Source organism: Luteibacter sp. RCC_6_2 (genome assembly GCF_041360655.1).
Classification (GTDB): Bacteria; Pseudomonadota; Gammaproteobacteria; order Xanthomonadales; family Rhodanobacteraceae; genus Luteibacter.
Genome location: NZ_JBFUPQ010000001.1, coordinates 271838 through 289306, shown reverse-complemented (window position 1 = coordinate 289306; position 17469 = coordinate 271838). Strand labels below are relative to the sequence as shown.

The window sequence follows — 17469 nt, the reverse complement described above, 5'->3', positions numbered from 1 at the left end:
AAGATCACGAATCCGGTCTGGCAAAGGCCCGGCTTCACGATCTTGACGCCACGATGGCGGCGGGCGAGGCCTGGCCGCCCCATGCCCGTGAAGCCGCCTCGTCCCACCTTTGCCGGAGCGGACGATCGTCACGCCGCGCATGACGCAATTTCCCATTCCGCCGCCTTCTCATCGTCGACGTCCATGCATAGCATCGGCGCCGCCGCTGTGACGTAAATCACAGCTTCACATCGATAGCGATTCCCGAAGGCCTCCCGGCCCTCGGGATGGAGCCCGTCGGCCTACGTCATGCCCCGTTACCTTGAAGGCGATCCCATGCCAGGGACAAAGTCACCGAACCCGTTCCGTCCGCGCTCCCACCGCTATGCGCTGGAGCCGCGCCAGATGTACGACGGCGCCGCGCTCGTGGAAGCGGCCAGCCATCATGTCGATCCCGCGGAAGCGGCGCATGACGGCGGCAAGTTCCACAGCGCCGCCGTGGAACAGCCGGGTCACGCCGCGGCGCCGCCGCCGGCGCCCAGCGTTCCGGCACCGACCCAGGTCTACGTCATCGACCAGAGCGTGGCGAACTGGCAGTCGCTGGTCGCGCAGCTGCCTCCGGGCGGCCAGGTCGTGGTGCTGGACGACAAGTCCTCGGGCCTCACGCAGATCGCCAACGCGCTGCGTGGCGAACACGACATCGCCGCGATCCACATCATCAGCCATGGCGCCAGCGACTCCATTTCACTGGGTACCGACACGGTCACCGCCGGCAATATCGCCTCCTACGCGAGCCAGCTCGGCGACATCGGCGCCACGCTTTCGACGAACGGCGACATCCTTCTCTACGGTTGCGACGTGTCGCACCAGGACAACGCGCTGGTCACGCAGCTGGGCCGCCTGACCCAGGCGGACGTCGCCTCGTCCACCGATGCCACGGGCGCCGCGGCGCTCGGCGGCGACTGGGTGCTGGAGAGCTCCGTGGGCCATGTCGAGACGCGCTCGCTCGCGCTCGACTACGACGGCCTGCTGGTCGCGCCGACCATCGGCACCACCAGCGGCGGCCTCACCGTTTCCGAACCCAGCTCGCTGAACGCCGCGGGCGCGGATCGCGGCACGCTCACCGGCTGGTCCATCGTCGACGATGGCGTCGGTGGCGATCGTGTCACCGTCACCGCGGTCGTCGCGGACCCCGCCAAGGGCACCCTGGTCACGGGTACGGCCGCCACGGCGGTCGCGGGCGGCTACCGGTTCACCGGCACCGTCGCCGAGGCGAATGCGTGGCTCAACCAGCTCAGCTTCGTCGCCGCCGACGTCGAGCTGGGTAACACCGCCGCGCGCACCACCATCGATGTCACCGTCACCGATGCGCAGTCGCTCTCGGCGACGCGCTCGCTCGACGTCACCATCACGCCTTCGAACGATCCGGTGGCCGTGCCCGACGCCACCAAGACGGTGCTGGAGGTAGGCGCCGGCGACAGCCCGAGCGTCACCGTGATCGGCGCCGACACCCTGGCCGCCTCCGACGCGGAAGTGACCATCGGCACGCAGTCGGCCAGCCAGATCGTCTACAGCCTCACGGCGCTGCCGCAGTACGGTTACCTCACGCTCGACGGCAACCGCCTGGGCGCGGGTTCCGTGTTCACCCAGCAGGACGTCATCGATGGCCGCCTGAGCTACGTGCATACGGCCACCGGTGCGAACCAGGACACCGCGGACGGCTTCGACGCCCGGATCAACGACGGCGCGACGCCGCTCGACCGTTCCGCCACCGTCCACGTCAACCTGGCCGTGCAGGCGGTGAACCAGGCGCCGACCGTCGGTGGCACCGGCATGGTCTACGAAGGCCAGCCGGCCAACGCCGTGGATACGGGCAACGTGGGCCAGTACATCGTCGCCGGCAGCGGTGGCGATCCGCAGGACACGGCGCTGCAGGTCACCATCACGGCGCTGCCCACGCATGGCACGCTTTACTATAACGGCGTCGCGGTCACCGTCGGCCAGAGCTTCGACTACGCCAACCGCAACCTGCTCACCTATCGCAACGACGGCGTCGACGGCGTCACCCAGGACAGCTACGGCGTGCGCGTCACCGATCTCGGTGGCGGCACCGGCACGCCGGGCAGCGCCGACGGCACGATCGTGCTCGATGTGCACGCCGTGGACGACGATCCCTCGCTGGACGTCGGCAGCACGCGCACGGCCACCGTGACCGCGGGCGGGAACGGCAGCGCGGGCCCGTATTCGGTCGTGCTCACCACGGCCATGCTCGGCGCGACGGATGTCGATTCGCCCGAACAGAACATCAGCTTCGTCACCAGCCAGGCCGGGTTGACCCACGGTTACCTGTTGCTCAATGGCGAGGAACTGAAGGACGGCGCCACCTTCACCATGGCCGACGTGCGCGCCGGCCGCGTGCAGTACGTGCAGGTGAGCGGGGCCACGGCGGGCCAGCAGGATACGTTCCACTTCCAGGTGGTGGACAACACCACCGCGCTGCGCTGGAACGCCGACGGCACCACGTTCACGCGCATCGGTGGCGACTACACCGGCGGCGCGTCCACGGACACCCTGCGCGACTACACGTTCACCATCGGTCTCGCACCGACGACCGACGGCAACAACGGTAACTTCCCGGTCCACGACGTGACCACGGCCGAGCAGCAGTCGACCTACGCGGGTGTCGATCCCTCCGGCGCCGCCATCGGCAACGTGTCCGAAGGCGGCACCATCGTTCTCCACGGTACGACGACGAACGGGCAGCCGACCGATTTCCACACCATGCCTGGCCTCAGCTACACCGCCGAAGGCGTGGACCCGTCGCAGGTGGTCTACACCTTCCTCGGCTTCACCAGCGATGGCGCGGGCACGGGCACCGCGGGCACGCTGCAGAAGCAGGTGAACGGCACCTGGGTCGACGTCGCCACCTATGGCACGTTCACCCAGGCCGACCTCGATGCGGGCCGTATCCGCTTCCAGCACGACGGCGCCAGCGAAGACTTCCACGCCACGGCCAACTTCTCCGTGTCGGCCGGCCTGGTCACGGTGCAGAACGGGCAGGCCATCGCGGACAGCTGGAAGCCCTCGTTCGACATCTACGTGACGCCGACCAACGACCTGCCGACGGTCGTCGGCTCGTCCACCACGGTGATCAACGAAGGCGAGATCGCCTACATCACCAAGGACCAGCTCGGCCTGGGCGACCCGGACGATGCCACCAGCGCGAGTTATCTCGAAAACTCGCCGACGCTTCCCGATGGCAGCCCCAACTACGCCTACAACAATGACGCCACGGGCGCGAACGCGCTGAAGTTCATCATCACCAGCCTGCCCGCGGGCGGCAAGTTGCAGTACTCCACCGATGGTGGCGCGAGCTGGCAGGACGTGACCGCGAACACCTTGCTCGACGCATCCATCATCACCGGCAGCGCGGGCACCACCGGCCTGCGCTTCGTCAGCAACGGCTCGGAAGTGCGCAGCGCCAGCTTCACGGTCGAGGCGCAGGACCGCTGGGGTGCTCGCTCGGCCACGGACGCCAATGTCACGATCCAGATCACCAACGTCAACGACGCGCCGCAGATCGCGAAGGATCCGACCCAGGCCGACCCGACCGTGCCCGTCGATTCGCCGAACAATATCGGTGGCGCCCCGGTCAACAACCCGCTCACCGTGGCGGAGGGCGGTTACGCCCAGATCACCACGGCCATGCTCCAGGCCTACGATCCGGACAGCTCCGCCGAGCAGGTGCAGTACACGATCACCGGTGGCCCGGCGCACGGCAAGCTAGCGTATTCCACCGACGGTGGCGTGACCTTCCACATCCTCGGTGCGGGTTCGTCCTTCACCCAGGCGGACGTCGCCGCCGGCCGTATCTACTATCTCAACGACGGCACCGAATCCACCGGTGCCAGCTATCCCTCGGCGCCGGACGACCGCTTCTTCTTCACCGTTTCCGACGGTGACAAGGAGCAGGCGGGCAACGAGTTCTGGGTTTATACCGACCCCACCAACGATGCGCCGAAGGTCACCGCGCCGGCCGGTCCCGTCGACCTCGACAGCGCGGACCCGCAGTTCAACCCGGTGCCGGGCTTCAGCGTGGCCGATCCGGACCTCACCACCGTCGGCGGCGGCGAGACCGATTACCTCCAGGTCACGGTGCGCTTGTTGCACGCGGACGGCAGCGCGTTCTCGGCCGCCGAATACACCGCCGATGGCGTCGCGATCGGCTATGCGGCCGGTGGCGGCGTGGTCGTGGACGGCGACAAGAACGGCGGTGGGGACTATCTCGTGCTGAGCGGCACGCGCGCGCAGATCAACGCAGCGCTGGCTGGCCTCACCGTGAACTTCGCCGGCGACCGCGATGCGAAGTACCAGGTACAGGTGATCGCGGACGATCGCCTGCGCGACGCCAGCGGCAACCTCGTCGGCGGCGCGAACGGCGGCGACGTGAACCAGCCCACCACGCCGGGTACCGGCAACGCGACCACGCCCATCGACGCCACGAACTACGACTGGTACAGCGATGTGGCGCCGGCCAACAGCGGCGACGTGGCCGCCGCCTCGGTGGTGGTCCGTGCGTCCAGCGTGAACGAGCCCGGCACCCTGACCGGCCCCACCAGCGGCACCGTGTACGAAGACCAGACGACCCACATCGGTGGCGGCTTCGTCGTGGCCGATCCGGAATCGGCCGCGTTCGACACGCCGGTGACGGTGCGCGTGACCGTGCCCAGCGGCACGCTCGGCATCGGTGGCAACGGCAACCAGACCAGCTTCACGCCGAGCGCGCCAGGCAGCCTCGCCGTCACCATCAGCGGCGACAACACCGGCACCCTGGTGCTCACGGGCCGCGCCAGCGATATCCAGGCCTTGCTCAACGACGCGACCAACGGCCTCACCTACCGCAGCGCCGCCAACGTCAACCACGACACGAACGGCGGCGCCGCGGGCGACGTCACCGTCACGCTGCACTTCGACGACACCGGCTCGAAGATCGGCGGCGATACCGGCGCGGGCAGCGTGTCCAACAATCCGGCCGACATCCAGGTCGCGCTCGACATCGTCGCCGTGAATGACGCGCCGACCGTGACGACGGGCGCGGGTACCGTCTATCTCAACGGCAGCACGCCGGTGGACGGCTTCGTCGTCGGCGACGTCGACTATGCCGACGGTGGCGGGATCACGCAGGGCGAGCAGGACTTCATGCAGGTCACCGTGCGTGTCACCGATGCCGCCGGCAATCCGCTGGCACAGTCGGCCTACGCGAACATCGTGCTGGGCTCGAGCAACGGCGGCACGTCCGGCGCGACGGTGGACGGCACCTACGACGGGACCGATGCCGCACTGGTCATTCGTGGCACGCGGCAGCAGGTGAACGATTACCTCGCCGGCTTGCAGGTGTCGATCGGCGGCGCTCTCGCCAACGCCGACCAGTCGTATCGCGTGGAAGTGATCGCCGACGACCGCCTGCGCGACACGGCCAGCGGCAGCCTCGACGGTTCGGGCGCCGCCAATGGCGGCCAGAACGCCGCCGCCAACGGTACCCAGGCGGTGCCGACGACCGCGGTCGATCCGTATGCGGCCGTGCCCGGCGGGCTCACCCAGAACGTCGCCTCGTCGTATCGCGTGGTGTTCCCGTCCTCGATCAACAACCCGACCGCCATCGGTATCACCGGTCCCAACGGCGCCGATGAAAGCGCCGCCGGCCTGTATACGCTCAGCCACATCACCCTGGCCGATCCGGATGCCGGTACCGACGCCATCACCGCCACGGTGACGTTGCAGAATGGCTTCAGCATCCACGACGTCAACGGGTCCACCGCGACCTCCGGCACCTATGCCGGTGCCACGTACACCTTCGGCACGGACGGCCAGGGCCGTAGCACCATCACCATCACCGGTTCCATCGACCAGGTACAGTCGGCGATCAACGCGGTGGGTGTGCAGTTGCCGTCGGCGGAAGCGGGCGACAACAACGCCTACTGGAACGGCACCTTCCAGGTGCAGGTGGCCGTGAACGACAACGGCAACCACGGCAGCAGGCCGGACCAGCCGACGCTCGACGGCGACGCCGCCGATAACGCAAGCAGCGATCCCAGTACGGCAGGCGATCAGTACGGCTACGCCGACGGCTCCTCGAACGCCCTCGTCACCACGCGCGTCTTCGACGTCACCGTGAGCAGCCGCACCCAGGTCAGCGAGGCCGGGTTGACCGACGCCAGCGGCAGCCAGGGCGTGGACGGCACCGAGACCTTCGCCCTGTTCAACGGCCTGGATAGCGTGACGATCGGCGATCCCGCCGCGGGTGCCGGGCATTCGGTCACGCTCACGCTGGCACAGTTGCAGGACATCGCGAACGTGCCACTGGACCAGCGCACGATCCAGACCGATCACGGCACCCTGGTCGTGACCGGCTATCTTCCCGGTGCGGACGCGGGCCACGGCACGCTCGTCTATCACTACAGCCTCAATGGTCCGGTGGACCAGCCGGGCGCGACCGGCAGCAGCGAGACGATCGCGATCGCCACGCGCGACAGCGCCGGTTTCACGGACAGCGGCAGCATCACCGTGGATATCGCCGACGACGTGCCCGTCGCGCACGCCGACACGAACACGGTGGACGAGGACGGCGCGCCGGCCACGGGCAATGTCGTGCTCACGGGCGGCGGTGCCGACCACGTGGGTGGCGACGCCACGCCGACGCCGGTCTCCGGCGTGGTGTTCGGCAACGCGGGTGGGCCGGTCAGCGGCAACGTCGGCTCGGCCATCGCGGGGCAGTACGGCTCGCTCACGCTCAACTCGGATGGCAGCTACAGCTACGCGCTGGACAACGCCAACCCCGTCGTCAACGCCTTGAAGGATGGCGAGACGCGTACCGAGGTCTATACCTACACCATCACCGACGCGGACGGCGATACCAGCACCACGACGTTGACCATCACCATCGTGGGTCATACCGATGGCGGTCCCTCCATCGCTCCGCACGATGGCAACGGCGCCGGCAATGGCGTCGACACCACCGGCGAAACCACGGTCTGGGAGTCGGGCCTGACCACGAACGGTCCGGCGGGGCAGCCGCGTGACGCGACGGATACCGTCGCCATCTCCGCGCCGGACGGTCTCGTCAGCATCACCGTGGGCGGCACGACGCTCACCGCCGCCCAGCTCGCCGCGTTGAGCGCCGGCACCCCGGCGACCATCGTGACGGCACACGGCACGCTCGTGCTGACCGGTTTCACGGCGACCGCCGAAGTCGGCGGCGTGCCGACCGCGGGCACGCTCACTTACACATACACCCTGGGCGGATCGATCGCCCAGCCCGGCGCGGACCACAGCACCGATGACATCGCCTTGTCGGTCACCGATGCCGGTGGCGGCAGTGCCACGGGTACCCTCGTGGTCAACATCGTGGACGATGCGCCGACCGCTCGCGCCGATGGCGCGGACATTGGCGAGGACGGCGCCGCCGTGGTCAACGGCAACGTCGTCTCCGCGGCGGGTCCGGGCGACGTCGCCGACCGCCTTGGCGCCGACGGTATCGCTTCGCCGGTGGCGGGCGTCGCCGCCGGCACGGCGAGCGGCCCGCTCGCCGGCAACGTCGGCACGGGCGTGGCCGGCCAGTACGGCACGCTCACGCTCAACCCCGACGGCAGCTACGGCTACGCGCTGGACAACGGCAACGCCGCCGTCAACGCCTTGAAGGACGGGCAGACGCTCACCGACGTCTACAGCTACACCATCGTCGACGCGGACGGCGACACCAGTACCACCACGCTCACCATCACCATCCACGGCCATACCGACAGCGCACCGTCGATCGCGCCGGTGGACGGTAACGGTGGCGCGGCGGGCCACGCCACCGTCATCGAGGCGGGCCTGGTCGACCACGACGGGTCGCAGGTCACCACCGGCAGCATCGAACTGACGGCCGACGATGGGCTGGCCAGCGTGACGGTGGGCGGCACCACGCTCACCACCGCGCAGCTCGCCGCGCTCGGCAGCGGTTCGCCGGTCACGATAACGACGCCGGACGGCACGCTCGTGCTCACCGGCTTCAATCCGACCTCGACCGTCGGTGGCGTCCCCACGGCCGGCACGCTCAGCTACACCTACACGCTGGACCGCGCGGCCTCCCAGCCGGGTGCCACCGATAGCACCGAGAACATCGCGCTCACCGTCACCGACGCGGGCGGCGACACGGCGGCGGGAACCCTGGTGGTGAACATCGTCGACGACGTGCCGACGGCCCACGACGATACGGCGGCGGTTACCGAGAACACCGCCGGGGTCACCGGCTCGGTGCTCGTCAACGACCGTGTCGGCGCCGACGGTACCGCCACGCCGGTCAGCGCGGTCGGCTTCCACGGCACCGCGGGTTCCGTCGGTTCGCCGCTCGGTGGCAGCTACGGCACGCTCACGCTCAACGCCGACGGCAGCTACAGCTACGCGCTCGACAACGACAACCCGGCGGTGAACGCGCTGAAGGACGGGCAGACGCTCACCGAAACCTTCACCTACGTCATCACCGATGCCGACGGCGACAGCAGCACCGCGACGCTGACCATCACGATCGGCGGCGTGACCGATGGCAACCCGTCGATCGTTCCGGTGGACCGGGACGGCAACGTCGGCGGCCATTCGGAGGTCGGCGAGCCGGGCCTGGTCGATGGTGGCGGCAGCGACACCACCAGCGGCCATATCGACCTGAGCGCCCTGGATGGTCTCGCCAGCGTCACCGTGGGCGGCACCACGCTCACGCCGGAGCAGTTGTCCGCGCTGAGCCCGCAGCATCCCGTCACCATCGTCACGCCGGACGGCACGCTCGTGCTCACCGGTTTCACCGCCACCTCGACGGTGAATGGCGTGGCGACGGCGGGTACGCTCGATTACACCTACACGCTCGACCATGCGTTGCAGCAGCCCGGTTCGACGTCCACCAGCGATGTCATCGCACTGGGTGTCACCGACGTGACTGGTGGCGTGTCCACCGGCAGGCTGGTGGTCGACATCGCCGACGACGCGCCCGTCGCGCACGACGACAGCGCGACCATCGTCCAGGATGCCGGGCAGACCGGCGCCAGTGGCAACGTGTTCACCGGCAAGGGTCCCTCGCACGACGGTTCCGACCGGATCGGCGCCGACGGCCCGGCCACTGGCGGTCCGCTCACCGGCGTGGCCTCGGCCAACCTCGGTACGTCCGGCACGATCGGCGGAAGCAGCCGTGGCGAGTTCGGCACGCTGATCCTCAACGCGGACGGCACGTACACGTATCAGCTCGACGTCCGCAATCCGAGGGTGAGTTCGCTGGACGCCAGCCGCACGCTGAGCGAGGTGTTCGTCTACACCATCACGGACGCCGACGGGGACGTGAGCGAAGCACGCCTCACCATCACGATCCAGGGCACGACGCCGCCGATGCAGGCACGCTGGGGCGACCAGATCTTCCCCGTCGCCTACGACCGGACCACGCGCGACATCCGCCAGGGTTACGAGCCGGGCCTGTTCGTCCTGCCGGCCGTGGACCAGTCGCAGGGCGACACGATGCGCTGGCACAACCAGTGGATCACCGGCCGCTACGACGCCACCTCGGACCTCGGCGACACGCCGCTGGACCCGTCGAACACCCAGCACGTGCTGCGTGATGGCGTGGCCTTCTCGCGCCAGTTGCTCGCCGAGGCGCACAGCCGCGCGCGTGTCGCACTCAATGATTTCGGGCTGGGCTCGAGCGTGTTGTGGGACGACTTCTCGCCGTTCTCGCCCACGCGCATCCATGACCTGGAGAAAACGAACGAGGCACACGCCGAACGGACGCAGCACGCGACCAGGCCGGCCCATGAGGTACCCACCGCCATGCGCGTGCCACCACCGGTTTCGACACCGGCCGGTGCGCCATCGCTGACGGCACAGATCGCGGCGATGGCCAAGGCCGCCGCCATGCCGTTGGCCTCCGCACCCGCACCCACGCAGCCACGCCACTAATCGCGAGCCCGGCGATCCACGCATCGCCGGCCCACGTTCACAAGGACCGAATCTCCATGCACCACATCCATGCCATGAAGACCACCACACCGATGACATTCGCCATGCGCCGCGCACCGCTGGTCGCCTCGCTGGCCCTCGCCGTGTTCCTTACCGGTTGTGGCGCCGTCAAGCCCAAGCCGCTCACCCACGACGAGGTCGCCACGCGGGTCAAGAACGACCAGCAGGCGATGTACAAGGGCCAGGAGCCGATCGGCGCTCCGCTGACCTTGTCCGACGTCATGGCGCGGTCGCTCAAGTACAACCTCGACTATCGGCTCAAGCTGATGGAGACCGCGCTGTCGCGCGGCCTGCTCGACGTCTCCCAACTCGACATGCTGCCCAAGCTGACCGCCGACGCCGGCTACCGCTGGCGCAGCAACGACTCCGGTGGCACCAGCATCGGCATCGAGGACCGCATCGTCAGCCTGCGTCCCTCCACCTCCGAAGAGCGCGTGCACTACCTCGCCGACGCCACGCTGTCGTGGGACGTGCTGGACTTCGGCCTGAGCTACTACCGGGCGAAGCAGCAGGCGGATGACGTCAACGTCACCGACGAGCGCCGCCGCAAGGTCCTGCAGAACATCGTGCAGGACGTGCGCGATGCCTACTGGCGCGCGCTCGGTGCGCAGCGCCTGCTCGGCGAGACCCAGGTGCTGGCCGACAACATCCAGGCCGCGCTGGAGAAGACCCGCGAGGCCGAGCGCGCCGGCGTCCTGCCGCCGGTCGAGGGGCTGGAATACCAGCGCGCCTTGCTCGACGCCATGACCCTGGTGAACGAGAAGCGCCAGGAGATGGAGTTCGCACGGCGCGAGCTCGCCGCCCTGATGAACCTGGCGCCCGGCACGCAGTTCACGCTGGCCGATGCCACCGAGACGCGGCTCTCGCAGGTTCCGTCCAACCTCGACCAGCTCGAGCAGACGGCACTCGAGCAGCGCCCGGAACTGCGCGAGGAAGACTACAAGGCGCGCATCGACGCGATCGAGACCAAGAAGCAGATCGCCGCGTTGTTCCCGAACCTCAACCTGTTCGGCGGCATCGGTTACGACTCCAACAGCTACCTGTACAACGAGAACTGGACGCAGGGCGGCATCAGCATGTCGATGAACCTGATCCGCCTCGCCGGGCTGCCCGCGATCAAGCGCACCAACGAAGCGCGGATGAAGGTCGACGACGCGCGCCGGATGGCGCTCAGCATGGCCGTGCTGACCCAGGTGCGTGTCTCCGTCGAACGTTACAAGCTGGCCGTCTACGATCACCAGCTCGCGCAGGAATCCGCGCAGGTGGACCAGCGTCTGGCGAGCGTGGCCCGCGCCGGTTCCAACAACCAGCTCACCAGCGAACTGGAAACGCTGCGCACGCAGGCGCGTTCGATGGTGTCGCGCTTCCAGGAAGCGTCCTCCTATGCGGCGGCGCAGTCGGCGTACGGCCGCGTGCTCAACTCGGTCGGCATCGACCTGATGCCGGAGCAGGTCGCGGGCAGCGACGTGCCGACGCTTTCCAAGGCCATCCAGGCCAGCCTGATCGACGGCGAGAAGCACGTGTTCACGCAGTCCGCGGATGCCGTGGCGGTGGACCGTCCGATCCAGCTCAGCGTGACCGGCCTGCCGGCGCGCGTCGACGGCGTGGCGGTGCGCGATGCCGTGGGCAAGGTGATGACCGGCAACCGGCTGGCCCTTGGCAACGGTGCGGACAGCCTCGCCATGGAACTGCACTACAGCGCCACGCCGAGCAAGGCGGCGACGCGCGCGCAGTGGGACGTGACCGTGCAGGACACGGCCGGCAAGCGCCTGCTGACGCAGAGCTATCGCAGCTTCCTCCCCGACGACGCCAACACGCGTTCGGTGATCGCCCTGGCCGAAGCCGCGGCGCTCTCGGTGATGGCGGAAGTGCGTCGTCTCGCGGCCGCACCGGAAACGGCGGCCACGGCCCAGCCATGAAGACCGCGACGACGATTTCGAAGGCGATGACGTTCGCCGCCTTCAGCGCGGTGCTCGCATGGGGCCTGCCTTGCACGGTTCCCGCGCAGGCTCAATCCGCGCCGGCGGCGGCGTCGACCCAGGCGCCCGTGCGCTTCCTCGTGGTGGCGGACCGGGAAAGCCCGCTGTCCGCCGTGGCCGGGGGGCGCGTCGCACGCGTCTACGTGCAACTGGGCGATACCGTCGCGAAGGGCAAGGTGCTGGTCTCGCTCGATTGCAGCGACGTGGACGCGCGGCGCGCGGCGGCCGACGCCGAATACAAGGCGGCGCAGCTGCGCTACGAGGCGAAGGCCAAGTTGCAGGGCCTGCAATCCGCCGCCGCGCTGGAGGTCGAACTCACCGCGGCCGACGTCAATCGCACGCGCAGCCAGATGCGCATCTTCGACGCGCAACTGGCGCAGTGCCGCTTCGTCGCACCGTTCGACGGGCGCGTGGCGCGTATCCACGTGAAGGAAGGGCAGGGCGTGTCGCCGGGTGCCCCGGTGATCGAACTGGTCGGTACCGGCACGCCGAAGGCGCGGCTGAACGTGCCTTCGAGCTGGATCGGCTGGCTCAAGCCGGGCGCGCATCTGGACGCCGCCGTCGACGAGACCGGCGAACACCATCCCCTCACGGTGACGCGCCTCAGCGGCCGCGTCGACGCGGTCAGCCAGACCATCGAGATCGAGGCCGATTTCGAAGGCGACACGAGCCGCGTGCTGCCGGGCATGAGCGGCCGGGCGACACCGGCGAAGAGCACCGGGCAGGGCTGAAACCATGAATCCCCAGGACAACCCCGGCGCCAGCGCGTCGTCGCGCTTCTATGCGCTCGCCGCACGCGCCGAAGGCGCGGCGACCGCGACCGAGCTTGGTTTCGTCGCATGCAACGAGACGCGTAGCCTAGTCGACTATCGCCAGGCCGCCCTGCTGGCGACTCCTCCGGGACGGAGTCCTCGTCTTGCCGCCCATTCCGGGCTGGCCGAGCCCGATCCCAACACGCCTTATGCGCTGTGGTTGTCCGCCGTCGCACGGCGGATCGCGCCGCAGTGTGCCGAGCTGCCCGCCGGTGCCCGCGTCCTGCCGCTTTCGCCTGGCATGCTCGGCGAGGAACTGGCCGCGGAGTGGAGCGAGTGGCTGCCGGCGCACGTGTGGGTGCTGCCATTGATGGGTCCCGATCGCCATGTCGACGCGCTGCTCGTGCTCGCGCGTGACCAGGCGTGGCCGACGACGCTCACTCCGGACAGCGCCGAGTTCGCCCTGCTGCAACTCGCCAACCTCTACGGCTATGCCTGGTGGTCGCTGGTGGCGCGGCCGTCGCGTTGGCGGCGCTGGTGGGAAGCGGCGACCAGCGGACGCCGCCTGCGCTATGCGCTGGCCGTGCTGCTGGTGGTGTTGCTGATCCCCGTGCGCGAATACACGCTCGTTCCCGCCGAGGTGATCTCGACGCGAAGCCAGGTGATCGCCTCGCCACGCGAGGGCGTGATCCATCGCATGACGGTCCTGCCCAACGCGCCGGTGAAGGCGGGGCAGGTCCTCGCCGAACTCGACGACACGACCCTGCGCAACAAGCTCGCCGTCGCCCAGGCCGAACTGGCCACGGCCAGCGTGGAGATGCACCAGGCCGCGCAACAGGCCATCGAGAACCAGAACGCCAAGGCCGACCTGGGCATGGCCGAGGGGAAGTGGCGCGAGCGCCAGGTGGATGTGGTCTCGTTGCAGCGCGAAGTGGACAAGCTGGCCATCCGCGCACCGGCCGACGGCGTGTTCGTCTATTCCGATCCGGACGACTGGTCCGGCCGCCCCGTGCAGACCGGCGAGCGCATCGGCCTGCTTGCCGACCCGCATGCGCTGGGCGTGCGCGCATGGGCTCCGGTGGGCGAGCCGACCAACCTGGCCGAGGGCGCACCCATGACCGTCTTTCTCAAGGTCGCGCCACTGGACCCGCTCGACGCGAAACTCGACTACGCCGGCTACCAGCCGGTGGAAGCACCCAACGGCGTCGCCAGCTATGTGCTGCGCGGGACGATCGATGGTACGCCGCCCGGCGCGCGCATCGGCCTGCAAGGCACGGCGCGCGTCTCGGGAAGCTGGAGCGTGTTCGGTTACCTGATGCTGCGTCGCCCGCTGGCCGCCGTGCGCGCCTGGTGCGGGCTCTGACGATGTCCGCCGTGCCTGCGATGGGGGCGATGGGTGGCATGGCTGCGGCGCCACCGCCATGGCCCGCCTTGCGCGACGAGTTGAACATCCACGCCGCCGGGCGAAATCGCGATGGTTCGCCGGCGTGGCATCTGTCGGACCCCGTGCGCAACCAGTTCTTCCGCATCGGCTGGCTCGAGTTCGAGTTCCTCCAGCATTGGGCGCTGGGCGATCCCCAGCGGATCGCCGAGGCCGTTACCGCCAGCACCACGATGACGCCCGAAGCCGACGACGTGCTGGAGTTCGCGCGTTTCCTGCAACAGCAGCAACTCACGCGCGGCGCCATGCCGAAGCGGCGCACGTCGGCACTGCACTGGTTGTTGCAGAACTACCTGTTCATCCGTATTCCGCTGGTTCGCCCGGAGCGTTTCCTGCGCCGTACGCTGCCCTTCGTCAGCTGGATGTTCGGCATGCGGTTCCTCGTCGTCACGCTGTTCGCGGCCGCGCTCGGCCTGCTGCTGGCGGCACGCCAGTGGGATGTCGTGCAGGCCAACCTGCGTGGCGCGATGAGCTGGGACGGCGTCATCGCCTTCGCCGGCGCGCTGGTCTTTTCCAAATGCTGGCACGAGTTCGGCCATGCCTTCATGGCCACGCGGTTCGGCGTGCGCGTGGGACACATGGGCGTGGCGTTGCTGGTCATGTGGCCCATGGCGTACACCGATACCGGCGAAAGCTGGAAGCTGGAAGGTTCGCGTCGACGCCTGGCCATCGCCTCGGCCGGCGTCATGGCCGAGCTGGTGCTCGCCGCGTGGTGCACGCTCTTGTGGTCGTTCGCGCCGGAAGGCAACTTCAAGAACGCGCTGTTCTTCCTCGGCACCACGGCCTGGGTGCTCACGCTCGTGGTCAACGCCAGCCCGTTCATGCGTTTCGACGGCTATTTCATCCTCGCCGACGCGCTGGATTACCCCGGCCTGCACGAGCGCGCGGGACGCTGGGCGAAGCGCTGGGTGCGCCTGCGCCTGCTCGGCATCGAGGACCCCCGGCCGGACGCGGTCTCGCCGCGCTTCGCGGCGTTCCTCACCGTGTTCGCGTTCGCGACCTGGTTGTATCGACTGACCCTCTTCGTGGGCATCGCCGTGGTCGTGTACCACGCCTTCTTCAAGGCCCTGGGCCTGATCCTCTTCCTGGTGGAAATCGTGACGTTCGTGGTGAGGCCGATGCTCAACGAAGTACGGATATGGTGGATGCGGCGCGCGGAGATCCGCTGGCCGCGCGTGCGTCGCCGCCTGATCGTCCTGGGCGTGGCCGGGCTGGTCGTGCTGGTGCCATGGTCGGCGAGCATCACCGCCGAGGGCGTCGTGGAAGCGGGATTCGAACAGCCGGTGTTCACGCCGTTCGCCGCACGGATGGAACGCGTGAGCGTCGCCGATGGCACGCACGTGACGGCCGGGCAGTTGCTGTTCGAACTCAGCGCGCCGACCCCCGAGGACGAGCGGGCGAAGGCCGATGCGCTGCGCGACGCTTACGAATCCACGGCGCGCGGCGCCATCGCCCTCGACCGCGACGGCGTGGCCAAGCAGGTCGTGGCCGAGCGCATGGCCGACCAGTACGACGTGCAGCGTCGCGCCAGTACGTCGGAACTGCATCGCCTTCGCCTCACGGCCAGCGAGGATGGCATCGTGCGCGACCTCGATCCGGCGTTGCAGGCGGGAAGCTGGGTATCGCCCGGTTCGCGCATCGCGACCGTGGTGGGTGGCACGCGCTGGCGGGCGGAGGTGCTCGTATCGGAAGCGGACCGCGCCCGGCTCGTCCCTGGCGCATCCGCCACCGTCTATCCGCATGGCCATTGGCAGCCCTTGCATGGTCGCGTCGTGGCGGTGGACGATGGCGCGCTCGAACACCTGCCCAGCCTGTTGCTGGCGAAGAACCACGGCGGGCCGATCCCGCTCAATCCGACGGCGCCGGCGAAGGAACTGCGCCCGGCGACCGTCTGGTACCGGGTGCGCGTGGAAGGTGAAGGCTTGTCCGCTCCGCTCGACGCCGAACAAGGTGTCAGCGTGCGCATGCAAGGCCGCCGCGAAAGCCTGGCCCGGCGCTGGATCGACAGCGCGTTGCTGATCCTCCTGCAACAGACGGGCCTGGGCAAGGAAGGCTGAGCCGGTCGTCTTTACCCGCCTGCGAACGCTACTATCGGGCTCGGTCATCACGGGGGAAGGGGATGCGCGCATGGATATGGATGGTGGGCGTGGCAGCGACGATGGGTACCGGCGTCCAGGCGCGGACGGTGCCCGATCCGGCACCGGTCGAGGCGAGGGTGCCCTGGGCGCCCACCGTGTTCACCGGCAGTGATGGCGCGCGGCACCTCGCCTACGAACTGCACCTGACCAATTTCTATGGCGACACCGGCCCGTTGAGCCTCGACGACCTGGACGTCTTCGCCGACGGTTCGACCCAGCCCTTGCTGCACCTGGACAGCGCGGGACTGGCCGCCGTCGCCAAGCCCGTGCCGAAGGAAGGTGCCGCGGCCGTCGTCGATCCCGGCAAGAGCGGCATCGTCTATCTGTGGCTCACGCTCCCTTCGGGAACGCCGGTGCCGAAGCAGCTGCGACATCATGTGGACATGACGGCGAACGGTCACGCCTACGCGGTGGATGGCGTCGAGGTGACGTTGTCGCCGACGGCGGCGCCGGTGATCGGTGCGCCCCTGCGCGGCGGCCATTGGCTAGCCCATGAAGGTCCGGGTGCATTCCGCTCGCATCACTGGGGCAGCATGGTCGCGATCAACGGCAGCCTGACCGTACCCCAGCGCTACGCGATCGATTTCGTCGGCGTGGATGCTTCCGGTCGTGCGATCAAGCCGAGCGTGAAGGACCTGCAAGCGACACGGTACGCGGATTGGATCGGCTATGGTGCGGAGGTCATCGCCGTCGCGGATGGCGTCGTCGCCGGCGCGAGGGACGGCGAGGAGGAGCATGCACCGCTGAAGCCGCAGCCGGAGCCGGCCTCGCTCACCACCGACGGCCTGTTCGGCAACTACGTGGTGTTGTCGATCGGTCCCCGGCAGTACGCCGGTTACGCCCACCTCGCCAAGGGCAGCGTGCGGGTGAAGAAGGGCGATCACGTGCGCCGTGGCCAGGTGATCGGGCGGTTGGGGCAGTCGGGCAACTCCGCCGCACCGCACCTGCATTTCCAGTTGGCGAACGCACCGGACTTCCAGGGCTCGGAAGGCATCCCGTATGTCTTCGATCGGATCGATCTCTACGGCGAGGAAAGCGAGGCACAGCTGTTCGGGCAGGGCGATCCATGGAAGGCGGCGCCACCGAGCCATCGCCAGGCGCAGTTGCCGCTCGACGGTATCGTGGTGGGCTTCCCGGACAAATAG

The 17469-nt window shown here is 68.9% G+C and carries 6 protein-coding genes; all 6 read left to right on the top strand.

Translation table 11 applies throughout. The features are described from left to right. Positions 1-315: 315 nt before the first annotated feature. The 6 genes from AB6730_RS01200 (at position 316) to AB6730_RS01175 (ending at position 17469) form a co-directional block, all read left to right on the top strand. Entirely contained in the window at positions 316-9954 is a 9639-nt protein-coding gene (locus tag AB6730_RS01200; protein ID WP_371021840.1) for a cadherin-like domain-containing protein, read from the top strand. Between the two features lie 56 nt (positions 9955-10010). Further along, entirely contained in the window at positions 10011-11933 is a 1923-nt protein-coding gene (locus tag AB6730_RS01195; protein WP_371021839.1) for a TolC family protein, read from the top strand. After that, entirely contained in the window at positions 11930-12724 is a 795-nt protein-coding gene (locus AB6730_RS01190; RefSeq protein ID WP_371021838.1) for an efflux RND transporter periplasmic adaptor subunit, read from the top strand. Before AB6730_RS01195 ends, AB6730_RS01190 begins: the two co-directional genes overlap by 4 nt. A gap of 4 nt (positions 12725-12728) precedes the next feature. Further along, a complete protein-coding gene (locus AB6730_RS01185) occupies positions 12729-14108 on the top strand; it encodes an efflux RND transporter periplasmic adaptor subunit (protein WP_371021837.1) in 1380 nt (459 codons plus the stop codon). A gap of 2 nt (positions 14109-14110) precedes the next feature. Continuing rightward, on the top strand, positions 14111-16243 hold the full coding sequence (locus tag AB6730_RS01180) for an HlyD family efflux transporter periplasmic adaptor subunit (protein WP_371021836.1): 2133 nt from the start codon (positions 14111-14113) through the stop codon (positions 16241-16243). Positions 16244-16305: 62 nt separating this feature from the next. Then, a complete protein-coding gene (locus AB6730_RS01175) occupies positions 16306-17469 on the top strand; it encodes a M23 family metallopeptidase (RefSeq protein WP_371021835.1) in 1164 nt (387 codons plus the stop codon).

Excerpts from the sequence above, each read along its gene's own strand:
- AB6730_RS01185 (WP_371021837.1), top strand. The coding sequence starts at position 12,729 with ATGAATCCCCAGGACAACCCCGGCGCCAGCGCGTCGTCGCGCTTCTAT.
- AB6730_RS01190 (WP_371021838.1), top strand. The coding sequence starts at position 11,930 with ATGAAGACCGCGACGACGATTTCGAAGGCGATGACGTTCGCCGCCTTC.
- AB6730_RS01180 (WP_371021836.1), top strand. The coding sequence starts at position 14,111 with ATGTCCGCCGTGCCTGCGATGGGGGCGATGGGTGGCATGGCTGCGGCG.
- AB6730_RS01195 (WP_371021839.1), top strand. The coding sequence starts at position 10,011 with ATGCACCACATCCATGCCATGAAGACCACCACACCGATGACATTCGCC.
- AB6730_RS01175 (WP_371021835.1), top strand. The coding sequence starts at position 16,306 with ATGCGCGCATGGATATGGATGGTGGGCGTGGCAGCGACGATGGGTACC.
- AB6730_RS01200 (WP_371021840.1), top strand. The coding sequence starts at position 316 with ATGCCAGGGACAAAGTCACCGAACCCGTTCCGTCCGCGCTCCCACCGC.